This is a genomic window from Streptomyces sp. NPDC030222, from assembly GCF_055573115.1.
In genome coordinates this window covers 251027-265280 of the sequence record NZ_JBVICA010000002.1, presented here as the reverse complement: position 1 = coordinate 265280, position 14254 = coordinate 251027, and the positions used below count along the sequence as shown (strand labels likewise).

Below are 14254 nucleotides of genomic sequence, written 5' to 3'. Positions count from 1 at the left end.
TTGAGGAGAGCGCCAGTGAACTCGCCGTACGACGGTGACCGCGGCCAGGGCGCCGGCGGCGATCCCGCGGGGCACGTGCCGCCGCAGCAGCCGAGCGCCCGGGACCCGTACGTCCAGGAAGCCTACGCGGACGATCCGTACCGCGAGCGCGACCTGTCCGCCCAGGACCCGGTGGCCGAGGCGCTCTACGACCGTGCCGCGCACCCTCCGCCCCCGCCGGGCACCTATGCGGACCCCCGGCCGTTGTACCAGCAGCCGCCGACGCCGCGGAACGCCCCGGATCCGCAGGTGTGGGCCCAGACCCCGGCACCCGAGCCGGACGGTCCGACCCGCCATCTGCCGTACGGCGACGCCGCGGCGGCAGCCCAGTACGTGGGCGTGGACGACCTGGTCACCGAGGCCGGCGACGAGGAGCCGGACGCCTTCGCGCATCTGTACCGGGACCAGCAGGGCACGGCCGCCCGTGTGCCGGAGCCCGCACCCGAGCCGGCGCCGCCCGCCCCGAAGAAGTCCGGCGGCCGTGCCTCCGGGCTGTTCAAGTCGAGCGCGGTAATGGCCGCGGGCACCCTCGTGTCCCGTATCACGGGCTTCGTGCGGAGCCTGGTGATCACCGCCGCTCTCGGTGCCGCCCTGCTGGGTGACACGTTCACCGTGGCGCTCACCCTGCCCACGATGATCTACATCCTGACCGTCGGCGGCGGACTGAACTCGGTCTTCGTGCCGCAGCTCGTCCGCGCCATGAAGAACGACGAGGACGGCGGGGAGGCCTATGCCAACCGCCTGCTGACCCTGGTGATGGTCACCCTCGGCATCATCGTGGCGATCGCCGTGGCGGGCGCTCCCGTGCTGATCCACCTCATGTCGCCGACCATCGCCGACAACCAGGCCGCCGACGGTGTCGCCGTCACCTTCGCCCGCTACTGCCTGCCCACGATCTTCTTCATGGGCGTGCATGTGGTGATGGGTCAGATCCTCAACGCCCGCGGGAAGTTCGGCGCGATGATGTGGACCCCGGTCCTCAACAACATCGTCATGATCTTCACCTTCGGTCTCTTCATCTGGGTGTACGGCACCTCCGCCGAGTCCGGGATGGGAGTGACGACCATTCCGCCGGAGGGCGTGCGGCTGCTCGGTATCGGCACGCTTCTCGGACTGGCCGTCCAGGCGCTGGCGATGATCCCGTACCTCCGCGAGACCGGTTTCCGCTTCCGGCCCCGGTTCGACTGGAAGGGCCACGGTCTCGGAAAAACGGTCCGGCTGGCGAAGTGGACGGTGCTGTTCGTCCTCGCCAACCAGGCCGGCGTGATCGTGGTGACCCGCCTCGCCACGGCGGCGGGCGAGGCCTCGGGCAAGGACGGCGCCGGCTTCCTGGCCTACTCCAACGCCCAGCTCATCTGGGGCATGCCGCAGGCGATCATCACCGTGTCCGTGATGGCCGCCCTGCTGCCGCGCATCTCCCGGGCCGCGCACGACAACGACACGGGCGCGGTGCGCGACGACATCTCGCAGGGTCTGCGGAACTCCGCGGTCGCGATCGTCCCGGTCTCCTTCGCGTTCGTGGCGCTCGGCGTGCCCATGTGCACGCTCCTCTACGCGGCGAGCGGCATCGAGGCCGCCCGGTCCATGGGCTTCATCCTGATGGCCTTCGGCCTCGGCCTCATCCCGTACTCGGTGCAGTACGTCGTACTGCGCGGCTTCTACGCCTACGAGGACACCCGCACGCCCTTCTACAACACCGTCATCGTCGCGGCGGTCAACGCCGCCGTCTCGGTGGTCTGCTACCTCGTGCTGCCCGCCCAGTGGGCCGTGGTCGGCATGGCCGGTGCCTACGGTCTGGCGTACGCCGTCGGCGTCGGGGTGGCGTGGCGCAGGCTGAGCAAGCGCCTGGGTGGCGACCTGGACGGCTCCCACGTCGTCCGGACCTACGCCCGCCTGTGCATCGCCTCGCTCCCGGCCGCCGTCCTCAGCGGCGGCGCCGGCTTCCTCATTCTGGAGTTCCTGGGCGAGGGGGCCTTCGGGTCGCTCGTGGCCCTGGTCGTCGGGGCCGCCGTCCTGCTCGGGACGTTCTTCGTGGCGGCGAAGCGGATGCGCATCGAGGAACTCAACGCGATGGTCGGTATGGTCCGGGGGCGCCTCGGCCGCTGATTGGCAAGGACAGCACAACCATCGTCCGCCGCCGTGTGTCGTGCATAGCGGCGGTCTGTGGGCACAATTGGCGTGACTTTGCTCGGCTGACCGACCAGCGCGCAACGGATGGGGAGGCAGGAACGACGGTGGCGGAACGTAGCACGGCTGCCGTCGACGTGGCCGACAACAGCGGCGATGACCCGCTGACCGCGAAGGCGGACAAGGCCATGGCCGACGGGTTGGCGGAAGACCGCGACGCAGCGGACAAGGGTGGGCAGGAGACGGACGGCGAGCGCACGGCTGCCGAGGCCGGCGGTATCGCCACGCCCGAGCTCCACAGCGGTCACAAGCTCGCGAGGCGCTACCGGCTCGAGGAGTGCGTCACCCGTCTGGACGGGTTCAGCAGCTGGCGTGCCATGGACGAGAAATTGCGCCGTGCCGTCGGCGTGCACGTCCTTCCCGCCGACCATCCGCGCGCCCGGTCGGTGCTCGGAGCGGCCCGGTCCGCCGCGCTGCTCGGAGACCCCCGTTTCGTCCAGGTCCTCGACGCCGTCGAGGAGAACGACCTCGTCTACGTCGTGCACGAGTGGCTCCCGGACGCCACCGAGTTGACCAGTCTGCTGGCGTCGGGTCCCTTCGAGGCACATGACGCCTATCAGCTCGTCAGCCAGCTCGCGCAGGCCATGGCCGCCGCACACCGCGAGGGCCTGTCCCATCTGAAGCTCACGCCCAGTGCCGTACTGCGGACCTCGTCCGGCCAGTACCGCATCCGCGGCCTCGCCGTGAACGCCGCCCTGCGGGGCATCTCCTCGGACCGTCCGCAGCGCACGGACACCGAGGCCATCGGCTCGCTGCTGTACGCGGCCCTCACCCGGCGCTGGCCGTACGAGACCGATGCCTACGGCCTGTCCGGCCTGCCCAAGGACGTGGGTCTGATCTCTCCGGACCAGGTCCGGGCCGGTGTTCACCGCGGTCTCTCCGAACTGGCCATGCGCGCCCTGGTCAACGACGGCGCCACCGCGTCCCGGCAGGAACCTCCCTGCACCACCCCCGAGGAGCTGGTCAAGGCCATCGGGGAGCTGCCGCGCATCCGCCCGCCGGAGCCCGCCTTCACAGCCCCGCCCGAGTACCAGCGCACCACGTACCAGCAGGGCACCTACGGGCGGCCCAAGCCCCACCCCGGGCCGGCTGCCACGCAGCCCATCACCGCTCCGCCGGCCCCCCTGGAGTCCCCCACCGGCAAGGCCCTCAAGTGGGCCGTCTCCGCGCTCCTCATCGTCGCCCTGGGGCTCGGTAGCTGGCAGCTCGCCGAGGCCCTCCTGGACCGCTCGGACACGCCGACCGGGCCCACCCCCACCCAGAGTCCTCAGGCCCCCCAGAGCGGCCCCGACCAGAAGCCCGCCCGGACGCCCAAGCCGATCGCCATCGTGGACGCCCGGGACTTCGACCCGCTCTCGGACGGGACCGAGAAGCCCGAGGGGATAAAGAAGGCCTACGACGGCAACCCGAGCACGTTCTGGCACACGGACTTCTACCTCGGCGCCGAGTTCGGCAATCTCAAGGAGGGCGTCGGGATCATCCTGGATCTCGGCAAGGCACAGCCGGTCGATAAGGTGGATGTCTCGTTCGTCGGCGACACCTCGGTCGAGCTCAGGACCGCGCCCGCCGACGCCCAGGTGGCACCCGGGCAGTACGACGCCTTCAAGAAGGTCGCCGCGGGGTCGGGGACCACGGTGACGCTGAAGCCCGGCGAACCGGTCCGGACGCGGTACGTCCTGGTCTGGCTCACCAAGCTCCCCAAGACCTCGGATGGGAACTTCCGGGGCAAGGTCTCGGAAATCAAGATCACCGGCTGATCCCGGTATTCTCGCGGCGCAACCCGTCACCGCCTCCGGGCGCGACGGAGGAGTTCTCACGGGGGGAGGTGGGAAGGGCAGTGCAGAGCGCCAGTGACGCAGATCTGCTGGCTCGCCATGTCGCCGGCGATCCGGACGCGTTCGGCGAACTCGTCAGGCGGCACCGGGACCGGCTGTGGGCCGTCGCCCTGCGCACGCTCGGAGACCGGGAAGAGGCCGCCGACGCCGTCCAGGACGCCCTCATCTCCGCCTACCGTGGCGCCTCCGGCTTCCGGGGCCAGTCCGCGGTCACCACATGGCTGCACCGCATCACGGTGAACGCCTGTCTGGACCGGGCACGGAAGGCGGCCTCGCGCAGGACCGCGCCCATCGACGACGCGGAGCGCCTGGAGCAGCTCCTGGAGCCCCATGAGTCCGCGGAGGCACCTGCCGAGCGTGAGGACCTCCACAGGCAGCTGGTCGCCGCCCTGGCCACCCTCCCGGCCGAGCAGCGGGCCGCCCTGGTGCTGGTCGACATGCAGGGCTATCCGGTGGCCGAGGCCGCTCGCGTCCTGGACGTGCCCAGCGGCACGGTGAAGAGCCGCTGCGCCCGCGGCCGGGCACGGCTGCTTCCACTCCTCACCCATCTGCGCACGGATGGGGAGGGTAGCCCCGACGCGCCCGGGGGAAGGAACCGGTCGCAGGGGACATCCGTCCCATCGGCAGCAGAACCGAGAAACCCAGATGCTGTGAAGGGCGGAGGTGGGCGCGCGTGACTTCCACGGCCGGCACGACCCAGCACCCGGACGTCTCGGAGATCTCCGACCTCACCGAGGGACTGCTCGCCCCGTCGCGGAGCGCCGACGTGCGACGGCACCTGGAAGGCTGCGCGCTGTGCGCGGACGTCCGAGACTCCCTGCAAGAGATCCGGGACCTCCTGGGCACGCTGCCCGGGCCGCAGCGGATGCCCGCCGACATCGCCGGACGCATCGATGCCGCGCTCGCCGCCGAGGCGCTACTGGACTCGACCGCACCCGGCTCCGCCCACGATGTTTCACGTGAAACGCCCGCCGTCTCCGCCGCCCCGTCGGGGTCCGGCGCCGACCGGCCGGCCGGCCGCCCGCGGGGTGCCGTGGGCCCCGGGCGGACGGGGACCCGCGGTCCACGTCCTCGTCGCCGCACGCTGGCCCTCGGGGCGGTCCTCGGTGCCGCCGCACTCGGTATCGGCGTGGTGTTCCTCCAGGGAAGCGGACCTACCGGCGAGAAGACGGCGACCAGCATCACGGACACGGCGAGCAAGAGCGGCGGGGACGCGGCCACGTTCTCCGGCACCAGCGTCGACGAGCGGGTACGGGTCCTGCTGGCGGCCGAGGGCACCATGACCGCGGAGAAGACCGAGCCGAAACAGAAGAACACGCAGTCCAAGTTCCGTGACGCACCTTCCAAGGGCGCCGCCGTCCCCGTTCCGGCATGTGTGCAGGCTGCCACGGGCCGCACGGACCGGCCACTGGCCGCGGAGACGGGCACGTACAAGGGCACCAACGCGTATCTCGTCGTGATGCCGGACACCTCGGACACCAAACGGGTGGAGGCGTTCGTCGTCGACGCCGCCTGTGCGACTTCCGCGCCGGACGGCAAGGGCGAGTTGCTGCTGAACCGGACCTATCCCCGTCACTGACCCGGTCCGTCCACGTGCCGTACGGACACGGCGGGAATGCATGCCCCGTAGGATCCGTTGGGTGGGGTGAGAGAGCGAATCCCAGCCCCGTAGGCAGTTGGCAGTCTGCAGAGACGAGGAAGAAACCCGTGAGCGACGTCCGTAACGTGATCATCATCGGCTCCGGGCCGGCCGGCTACACCGCAGCGCTGTACACAGCGCGCGCCTCGCTGAAGCCCCTGGTGTTCGAGGGCGCCGTCACCGCCGGTGGAGCGCTGATGAACACCACCGACGTGGAGAACTTCCCCGGTTTCCAGGACGGCATCATGGGCCCCGAGCTGATGGACAACATGCGGGCCCAGGCCGAGCGCTTCGGCGCCGAGCTCGTCGCGGACGATGTCGTCTCCGCCGACCTCTCCGGTGAGATCAAGACCGTCACGGACACCTCCGGCACCGTCCACCGCGCCAAGGCGGTCATCGTCGCGACCGGCTCCCAGCACCGCAAGCTGGGCCTCCCCAACGAGGACGCGCTCTCCGGCCGCGGTGTCTCCTGGTGCGCCACCTGCGACGGCTTCTTCTTCAAGGACCAGGACATCGCCGTCATCGGCGGCGGCGACACCGCGATGGAGGAGGCGACCTTCCTCTCCCGGTTCGCCAAGTCCGTCACCGTCGTGCACCGCCGGGACTCCCTACGGGCTTCCAAGGCCATGCAGGAGCGCGCCTTCGCCGACCCGAAGATCAAGTTCGCCTGGGACAGCGAAGTCGCCGTGATCCACGGTGAGCAGAAGCTCTCCGGTCTGACCCTGCGCAACACCAAGACCAGCGAGACCAGCGAGCTCCCCGTGACCGGTCTGTTCATCGCGGTGGGCCACGACCCGCGGACCGAGCTCTTCAAGGGCCAGCTCGACCTGGACGAAGAGGGCTACCTGAAGGTCCAGTCCCCCTCGACGCGCACCAACCTCACCGGTGTGTTCGCCGCCGGCGATGTGGTCGACCACACGTACCGCCAGGCCATCACGGCAGCGGGCACCGGGTGCTCCGCCGCCCTGGACGCCGAGCGGTTCCTGTCGGCGCTGGCCGACGAGGAGAAGGCCGCGGCCGCGGCAGTCTGACGCACGCACCCGATTCCCCCACTACCCACACGAGCTAGGAGGTTGCCGTGGCCGGCACCCTGAAGAACGTGACCGACGATTCCTTCGAAGCGGACGTCCTGAAGAGCGACAAGCCCGTCCTGGTGGACTTCTGGGCGGCCTGGTGCGGCCCGTGCCGTCAGATCGCTCCGTCCCTCGAGGCCATCGCCGCCGAGCACGGCGACAAGATCGAGATCGTCAAGCTCAACATCGACGAGAACCCGGCCACCGCTGCCAAGTACGGCGTGATGTCCATTCCGACGCTGAACGTCTACCAGAACGGCGAGGTCGCCAAGACCATCGTCGGCGCGAAGCCCAAGGCCGCGATCGTGCGCGACCTCGAGGACTTCCTCGTCGACTGACCGCGGCCCGTCGTTTCACGTGAAACGGCCCCATCCCCGAGCGTGGGTGGGGCCGTTCTCCTTGTGTCTGTCTTCGGGTCCCGTCTTCTGTCCCAGGGCCGCGCGCTGTCCCGTCCAGGGGCCGTGTCATCTTCCTCGGCCTATGGGCGGCCCGGTCCATGGGCATTCCGGCCCGGGGCGGCCTACCGGTCCAAGGGCGGTTCCGCTCCCCGGTCCAGCGGTGGCCCCCGGTCCAAGAACCGTCCGGATGCCTCCCCCACCGGCTTCTCTCCTACAACGGCCGGAGGACGGGCTCCTTCTGCACCGCGCCCAGAAGCCTGTCGAGAGCCAGCTCGACGTCCTCCTTCCACGAGAGCGTGGTGCGGAGCTCAAGCCGCAACCGGGGGAACGACGGATGCGGCCGCACCGTCTTGAAGCCGACGGCCAGCAGATGGTCCGCGGGCAGCACGCAGGCCGGCTCCTTCCACCGGGCGTCACCGAATGCCTCGATGGCCTTGAAGCCCCTTCGCAACAAGTCCTTGGCCACGGTCTGCACCATCACCCGGCCCAGTCCCTGCCCTTGGTACCCGGGCATGATCCAGGCAGTGATCAGCTGCACCGCGTCCGCGGACACCGGGCTGGTGGGGAACGCCGTGGAGCGGGGGACATACGCCGGGGGTGCATAGAGCACATAGCCGACCGGCATCTCGTCGACATAGACGACACGGCCACAGGATCCCCATTCCAACAGGACGGCGGAGATCCAGGCCTCCTTCTCCAGCTCCGGCGTGCCCGCCTTTACCGCTGCTTCTCCACTGACCGGATCAAGCTCCCAGAAGACGCAGGCGCGGCAGCGCTTGGGAAGGTCCGGAAGGTTGTCCAGTGTGAGTGGTACGAGCCGACGCCCCATGAAGGCTGTTCCTCACTTCCTCCGCCCGCCGCGTCCAGGGCGGCCGCCAGCGCGCTCCGCTCCTTGAGGAGGCTGCCGACGAAACCGCCGACCGCTCCCAGGCCCAGCACTGCTGTCAACAGTCCGGCGCGGCTCACCGATCGCATGGCCTCCGGCCCTCCTTTTCTGAGGTGGATCAAGCTGGATGTGCCATACCAGAACGCATCGTATCCACCCAGCGACGACATCGACACCGAGGAGAAGGAAAGGACGGGCCTCGCTCCGGCATACACCGGATGCGGCCCGTCCTTCCGAACGTCACGGACTCGGCTGGTCGCCGGCTCAGTCCTCGCCGTCCTCGGGCTCCTGGCCGAGGCCCTGCTCGAGGACCCGGCCCTCACCCGGAGCCAGGGTGCCCAGGATCCGTTCCAGGTCTTCCATCGAGGCAAACTCGACGACGATCTTTCCCTTCTTCTGGCCGAGGTCGACCTTGACCCGCGTCTCGAACCGGTCCGACAGCCGGGAGGCGAGGTCGGACAGTGCCGGCGAGACACGGCTTCCCGCGCGGGGTCCCCTCGGCTTGGACGAGCTCTTGGGATGTGAACCCATCAGGGTGACGATCTCCTCGACCGCCCGCACCGACAGCCCCTCGGCGACGATGCGGTAGGCGAGCCGGTCCTGCTCCTCCGCGTCGTCGACCGAGAGCAGCGCCCGGGCATGGCCGGCCGAGAGGACGCCTGCGGCCACCCTCTTCTGGACCGGAGGTGAAAGCTTCAGCAGACGCAGCGTGTTGGAGACCTGAGGGCGCGACCGGCCGATCCGGTCCGCCAGCTGGTCGTGCGTGCAGTTGAAGTCCTTGAGCAGCTGGTCGTATGCGGCAGCCTCTTCCAGCGGATTCAGCTGGGCCCGGTGGAGGTTCTCCAGGAGGGCGTCGAGCAGCAGCTTCTCGTCGTCGGTCGCGCGCACGATCGCCGGGATCGCCTCAAGGCCCGCCTCCTGGCACGCCCGCCAGCGGCGCTCGCCCATGATGAGCTCGAACCGCTCCGGTCCCAGCTGCCGCACGACGACCGGCTGGAGCAGGCCCACTTCCTTGATGGAGGTGACCAGCTCGGCGAGCGCGTCCTCGTCGAAGACCTCACGAGGCTGCCGCGGGTTCGGGGTGATGGAACCCAGCGGGAGTTCGGCGAAAAACGCCCCGGCAGGGGATGCCGGCTCGGCCGCCGACTGCCGGTCCCCGGCGGCCGACGGCATCTCCTGCGACACCACGTGGGCCTGTGGCAGCGTGGCGATCTTGGCGGCCGGCACACCGCGCTCCGCCGTCAGCACGGGGGCAGCGGACGGCGAATCCGTACCACCGGCCGCCGGAGAACCGGCCTGCTCCCCCTGAGCGACGGGGATCAACGCACTGAGCCCACGCCCCAACCCTCTACGTCGCTCGCTCACTGGATCCCCTCCGACATGCTGTGCTGGCTGTGCTGGCTGCCCGCATGGGCGTGCCTGCCGTCGTAGTAGACGCCGGCCCCACGCAGGGCGATCTCCCGGGCCGCTTCGAGATAGGAGAGGGCCCCACTGGATCCTGGATCGTACGTGAGGACCGTCTGCCCGTAACTGGGTGCCTCCGAGATACGCACCGACCGGGGAATGCTGGTCCGGAGCACTTCCTCACCGAAGTGGCTGCGCACCTCTTCGGCCACCTGGGAAGCGAGCCGGGTACGGCCGTCGTACATGGTCAGGAGGATCGTTGACACATGGAGGGTCGGGTTCAGGTGCCCCCGCACCAGGTCGACGTTCCTCAGCAGCTGGCCCAGGCCTTCCAGCGCGTAGTACTCGCACTGGATGGGGATCAGGACCTCCGCGCCGGCGACGAGCGCGTTGACTGTCAGCAGTCCCAGAGAGGGCGGACAGTCGATGAGGATGTAGTCCAGGGGCTGCTCGTACGCCTGGATGGCACGCTGGAGTCGGCTTTCACGGGCCACCAGGGAGACCAGTTCGATCTCCGCACCAGCGAGGTCGATGGTGGCCGGGGCACAGAAGAGGCCCTCGACGTCCGGAACGGGCTGGACCACCTCGGAGAGCGGCCGACTGTCGACCAGCACGTCGTAGATCGACGGGACCTCGGCGTGGTGGTCGATACCCAGAGCCGTGGAGGCGTTGCCCTGCGGGTCGAGGTCGACCACCAGGACACGGGCACCGTGCAGGGCGAGCGATGCGGCGAGGTTGACCGTCGTCGTGGTCTTCCCCACACCGCCCTTCTGATTGGCCACCACCATGACGCGCGTCTGCTCCGGCCTGGGCAGCCCTCCGCCCGCATGGCCAAGAGCGTCCACGGCCAGTTGTGCGGCACGGCCGATGGGGGTGTCGTCCATCGGGGGCGGTGTTTCACGTGAAACATCCGCTCCCGCCGATTCGGTACGGGGACCGGGGACCGGATCGGTCATCGGTCCCGCGATGTTTGCGTCGGACCGCAAGGATTCACTCTCCTCGACATCAGGCTCGCGATGTGCAGAGCCTGCCATGCTTTCGGGGTCCTGAACCAGCGAGGTCGGGCCTTCTGTGGGTGAATCCACCTTTGTGGAAAACTCCGTCCCCCTCACGAGGGGCTTGCGGTCGCGAGGCGCGGCGGCCGCGCGACCGCGGCTGATGATCCCATGCAGCAGTGAGCGACGTTTCACGTGAAACACGATGCACAGGCCGCCTGGTCAGACGCCCACGACACTCCGAAACAGGCAGGTTAGGCAGCTTGTCCGGAGCACTGCTCACACATAGGGCATATCAACGGCGCCGGCGCACACGCCCGGCCCGGGCTGCCTTGGCTCGCTTGGCCGCGAACCTCACACCGCCCGGGCTCTCGCCGCACTTGACCCGGACCACCGTGGAAAGCGGGTCCACGATGCCCTCACCGACGTGCAGCACCGAGGTCTCGACCACACCCAGCTTGCTCAGCGCGGCACGGGCACTGCTGATCTCTTCCTCGGCGGTGTCGCCCTTGAGTGCGAGCATCTCCCCATAGGGGCGCAGCAGGGGAACGCCCCAGCTGGCGAGCCGGTCCAGCGGGGCGACGGCACGCGCCGTCACCACATGGACCTGGGGCAGCTTGCCGAGCATCTCCTCCGCACGGCCGCGCACGACCGTCACATGGTCGAGACCCAGGAGCTCGACGACCTCCTGGAGGAAGGTGGTGCGGCGCAGCAGCGGCTCCAGCAGCATGATCTTCAGGTCCGGCCGGACCAGGGCCAGCGGGATACCGGGCAGCCCGGCGCCCGAGCCGACGTCGCAGACCATGACTCCTTCCGGTACGACCTCCGAGAGGACCGCGCAGTTCAGCACGTGCCTCTCCCAGAGCCGGGGCACCTCGCGGGGGCCGATCAGACCTCGCTTGACCCCCGCGTCCGCGAGCAGCTCGGCGTACCGCACCGCCTCCGGGAAGAACTCACCGAAGACCTCGCGAGCCTGCTCCGGCGCCTGGGGAAGCTCCTGCGCCTCCGTCACGGGAACCGTCCTTCCGTACCGCACTGTGGGTGGCTGCTATCAGGCTGACAAAGACCGGCCCCGCCTGCGAACAGACGGGGCCGGGAGGACCGGGGCCGATCAGGCCGGGAGGACCACGACGAAGCGCTCCGGCTCCTCGCCCTCGGACTCGCTGCGCAGGCCGGCGGCCGCGACCGCGTCGTGCACGACCTTGCGCTCGAACGGCGTCATCGGCTTGAGCTTGACGGGCTCGCCCGTGGACTTCGCCTCCTCGGCGGCCTTCGCGCCCAGCGCGGCCAGTTCCTCACGCTTCTTCGCCCGGAAACCGGCGATGTCGAGCATCAGCCGACTGCGGTCACCGGTCTCCCGGTGCACGGCCAGCCGGGTGAGCTCCTGCAGAGCCTCCAGCACCTCACCGTCACGACCGACGAGCTTCTGCAGATCGCGGCTGCCCGCGTCGCTGATGATCGAGACCGAAGCCCGGTCCGCCTCGACGTCCATGTCGATGTCGCCATCGAGGTCGGCGATGTCGAGCAGGCCCTCGAGGTAGTCGGCCGCGATCTCACCCTCCTGTTCCAGGCGGGTCAGGGTGTCGCCGTCAGCGGCCGCGGGGGTGGTGTCCGTCACGGATGGACTCCTTCTTACTTCTTGGTCGGGTGCTTGGGCCGCTGCTGACCCTTGCGCTGTCCGGACTTGGCTTGGCGTGCGGAGCCGGAAGCGGGCTTGGCCGCCGGCTTGGACGTTCCGTTCTGCGATGCGTCCGGCTTCTTCAGCGAGGTCTTCGCACCCGTGGAGCCCGCCTCGTCGACCGACTCGACGCCGGTCTCCGCGGAACCCTGGGCTCCGGAGCCCGTGGCCTGACGCTGGGACTTCGTCTGACGCTTGGGCTGCTGCCGGTTGGCGCGGGCGGTCTCCGCGGCCTTGCGGGCCTCGACCTGGGCCGGGTCCTCCTTGAGCTTGCCCTTGGCGCGCAGCTTCTCCTGGCGCTGCTTGTAGGCGAGGCTGCCCGGAGTCGGGTTGCGGCGGATCACGTACATCTGCTGGCCCATGGTCCACACGTTGGTGGTCAGCCAGTAGACGAGGACACCGACCGGGAAGTTGATACCGAAGACGGCGAACATGACCGGGAAGACGTACATCAGCATCTTCTGCTGCTGCATGAACGGCGTCTTCACCGTGAGGTCGACGTTCTTCGTCATCAGCTGGCGCTGCGTGTAGAACTGCGACAGCGACATCAGGACGATCATGATGACCGTGACGACACGCACGTCCATGAGCGTCGCGCCGAGCGCCGCGACCTCCTGGGCGCTGTCCGTGAACGTCGCCGGCAGCGGGGCACCGAAGATCTTGGCCTGGCGGGCGCTGTCCAGCAGGGACTGGTCGATGACACCGACCGTCTTGTTCCGCGCGATGTCGTTGAGGACCGTGTACAGCGCGAAGAAGAACGGGGACTGCGCCAGGATCGGAAGGCACGAGGAGAGCGGGTTGGTACCCGTCTCCTTGTACAGCTTCATCATCTCTTCGGACTGGCGCTGTTTGTCGTTCTTGTAGCGCTCCTGGATGGCCTTCATCTTCGGCTGGAGCGCCTGCATGTTCCGGGTCGCCTTGATCTGCTTCACGAAGAGCGGGATCAGACAGATCCGGATCAGCACCACGAGGGACACGATGGACAGTCCCCATGCCCAGCCCGAGTCGGCACCGAACACAGCTCCGTACAGCTTGTGGAACTGAACGATGATCCAGGTGAGGGGTGTGGTGATAAAGCTGAAGAGACTGGCAATCGTGTCCACTAATCAGGCTCCTTGAGCGTTGGGCGAGGTCCCAGCGGCCGGGGGTTGGGGCTCAGCGGCGGAGTGCCCGCCCTTACGGTCACGCCACGCGTTGCGCAGCAGCTCGTGCCAACGCGGACGCTTGCGCGGTGGGACATGGTCCACACCGCCGGGCGACCACGGATTGCACCGCAGGATGCGCCAGGCGGTCAGAGCCGTGCCCTTCAACGCGCCGTGCCGGTCGATCGCCGTGTAGCCGTAGTGCGAACACGACGGGTAGTACCGGCAGACAGGCCCGAGAAGCGGACTGATCGTCCACTGGTACAACTTGATCAATGCCAGCAGTGGGTACTTCACTGCGCACCGCCTCCCAGCAACCGCCGCAGGGCGGCGTCCAGGTCTCGGGCCAGATCTGCATGCTCGGCGTCGCCCGCTCCGGGCAGCGCCCGTACCACCACCAGGCTACCGGGGGGCAGCTGGGGCAGGCGGTCGCGGACCAGGTGGCGCAGCCTTCGCTTCACAAGATTGCGGACGACCGCTCCCCCGACGGCCTTGCTCACGACGAAACCCGCACGCGTCGGGGGAGCGCTCTCCCCAGGCGCGTGCGGGTCCGTGGCACCGCTGCGTAGATGGACGACGAGTAGCGGGCGTCCGGCCCGGCGTCCTCGGCGTACCGCGGTCGCGAAGTCCTCGCGCCGCCTCAGCCGATTCTCGGTAGGCAGCACGACATGACCTGTACGTAGATCAGGCGGACAGGCGGGCGCGACCCTTGCTGCGGCGGGACGCGAGGATCGCGCGGCCGGCACGGGTACGCATACGCAGCCGGAAGCCGTGGGTCTTCGCACGACGACGGTTGTTCGGCTGGAAGGTGCGCTTGCTCACTCGGGGGCTCCAGAAATGATTTGTGTGGTGGCGGGGCATCGCCTGGCTGTCACCGTGCGCCCACGAGTAGCTCGCAATACGCCCGAGTGCACCGCTTCACCGACCACGGAAGTGGTCTTTGCCCATCGGAGGCAGGCGGCAGCAGCCATCGACAAC

Annotated in this window: 15 protein-coding genes; 6 read left to right on the top strand and 9 right to left on the bottom strand. The window is 69.2% G+C overall.

Going from position 1 to position 14254, the window contains the following annotated elements; translation table 11 throughout:
• Positions 1 to 15: 15 nt before the first annotated feature.
• The 6 genes from murJ (at position 16) to trxA (ending at position 7111) form a co-directional block, all read left to right on the top strand.
• Positions 16 to 2145, top strand: coding sequence for a murein biosynthesis integral membrane protein MurJ (murJ, locus tag ACZ4Z5_RS03770; protein WP_468256150.1), 2130 nt, complete (start codon positions 16 to 18; stop codon positions 2143 to 2145).
• A 128-nt stretch (positions 2146 to 2273) separates the two neighbouring features.
• Entirely contained in the window at positions 2274 to 3983 is a 1710-nt protein-coding gene (locus tag ACZ4Z5_RS03765; RefSeq protein WP_468256147.1) for a protein kinase family protein, read from the top strand.
• An 80-nt stretch (positions 3984 to 4063) separates the two neighbouring features.
• Complete coding sequence (sigM, locus tag ACZ4Z5_RS03760; RefSeq protein WP_468256146.1) at positions 4064 to 4738, top strand: RNA polymerase sigma factor SigM; 675 nt, start codon at positions 4064 to 4066, stop codon at positions 4736 to 4738.
• On the top strand, positions 4735 to 5640 hold the full coding sequence (locus tag ACZ4Z5_RS03755; protein WP_468256143.1) for an anti-sigma factor: 906 nt from the start codon (positions 4735 to 4737) through the stop codon (positions 5638 to 5640). The genes sigM and ACZ4Z5_RS03755 overlap by 4 nt, the downstream gene beginning before the upstream one ends.
• Positions 5641 to 5768: 128 nt before the next feature.
• On the top strand, positions 5769 to 6731 hold the full coding sequence (trxB, locus tag ACZ4Z5_RS03750; protein ID WP_468256140.1) for a thioredoxin-disulfide reductase: 963 nt from the start codon (positions 5769 to 5771) through the stop codon (positions 6729 to 6731).
• A gap of 47 nt (positions 6732 to 6778) precedes the next feature.
• Entirely contained in the window at positions 6779 to 7111 is a 333-nt protein-coding gene (gene trxA / locus ACZ4Z5_RS03745; RefSeq protein WP_468256138.1) for a thioredoxin, read from the top strand.
• Between the two features lie 271 nt (positions 7112 to 7382).
• Here the strand turns inward: trxA and ACZ4Z5_RS03740 are convergent, their stop codons facing one another.
• The 9 genes from ACZ4Z5_RS03740 to rpmH form a co-directional block, all read right to left on the bottom strand.
• Entirely contained in the window at positions 7383 to 8000 is a 618-nt protein-coding gene (locus ACZ4Z5_RS03740) for a GNAT family N-acetyltransferase (RefSeq protein ID WP_468256135.1), read from the bottom strand.
• Positions 8001 to 8321: 321 nt separating this feature from the next.
• A complete protein-coding gene (locus ACZ4Z5_RS03735) occupies positions 8322 to 9422 on the bottom strand; it encodes a ParB/RepB/Spo0J family partition protein (RefSeq protein ID WP_468256132.1) in 1101 nt (366 codons plus the stop codon).
• Positions 9419 to 10495: a ParA family protein gene (locus tag ACZ4Z5_RS03730; protein ID WP_468256129.1), complete on the bottom strand. Its 1077-nt coding sequence runs from the start codon at positions 10493 to 10495 to the stop codon at positions 9419 to 9421. The genes ACZ4Z5_RS03735 and ACZ4Z5_RS03730 overlap by 4 nt, the downstream gene beginning before the upstream one ends.
• Before the next feature lie 256 nt (positions 10496 to 10751).
• Entirely contained in the window at positions 10752 to 11468 is a 717-nt protein-coding gene (rsmG, locus tag ACZ4Z5_RS03725) for a 16S rRNA (guanine(527)-N(7))-methyltransferase RsmG (RefSeq protein ID WP_468256126.1), read from the bottom strand.
• Between the two features lie 99 nt (positions 11469 to 11567).
• Positions 11568 to 12074 carry a Jag family protein gene (locus tag ACZ4Z5_RS03720; RefSeq protein WP_468256123.1) on the bottom strand — a complete coding sequence of 169 codons (507 nt, stop codon included), beginning with the start codon at positions 12072 to 12074 and terminating at the stop codon, positions 11568 to 11570.
• Positions 12075 to 12088: 14 nt separating this feature from the next.
• Complete coding sequence (yidC, locus tag ACZ4Z5_RS03715; RefSeq protein WP_468256120.1) at positions 12089 to 13237, bottom strand: membrane protein insertase YidC; 1149 nt, start codon at positions 13235 to 13237, stop codon at positions 12089 to 12091.
• Positions 13238 to 13240: 3 nt separating this feature from the next.
• Complete coding sequence (gene yidD / locus ACZ4Z5_RS03710; protein ID WP_468256117.1) at positions 13241 to 13573, bottom strand: membrane protein insertion efficiency factor YidD; 333 nt, start codon at positions 13571 to 13573, stop codon at positions 13241 to 13243.
• The gene (gene rnpA / locus ACZ4Z5_RS03705; protein ID WP_468256114.1) at positions 13570 to 13941 is read right to left on the bottom strand and encodes a ribonuclease P protein component; all 372 of its coding nucleotides are present in this window, start codon (positions 13939 to 13941) and stop codon (positions 13570 to 13572) included. Before rnpA ends, yidD begins: the two co-directional genes overlap by 4 nt.
• 19 nt (positions 13942 to 13960) lie before the next feature.
• Positions 13961 to 14098, bottom strand: coding sequence for a 50S ribosomal protein L34 (gene rpmH / locus ACZ4Z5_RS03700; RefSeq protein WP_003956500.1), 138 nt, complete (start codon positions 14096 to 14098; stop codon positions 13961 to 13963).
• Between the last annotated feature and the right edge of the window lie 156 nt (positions 14099 to 14254).

What these genes read in the sequence shown, in the direction of transcription:
- ACZ4Z5_RS03740 (WP_468256135.1), bottom strand. Translation starts at nt 8,000, where the DNA reads ATGGGGCGTCGGCTCGTACCACTCACACTGGACAACCTTCCGGACCTT.
- ACZ4Z5_RS03730 (WP_468256129.1), bottom strand. Translation starts at nt 10,495, where the DNA reads ATGGCAGGCTCTGCACATCGCGAGCCTGATGTCGAGGAGAGTGAATCC.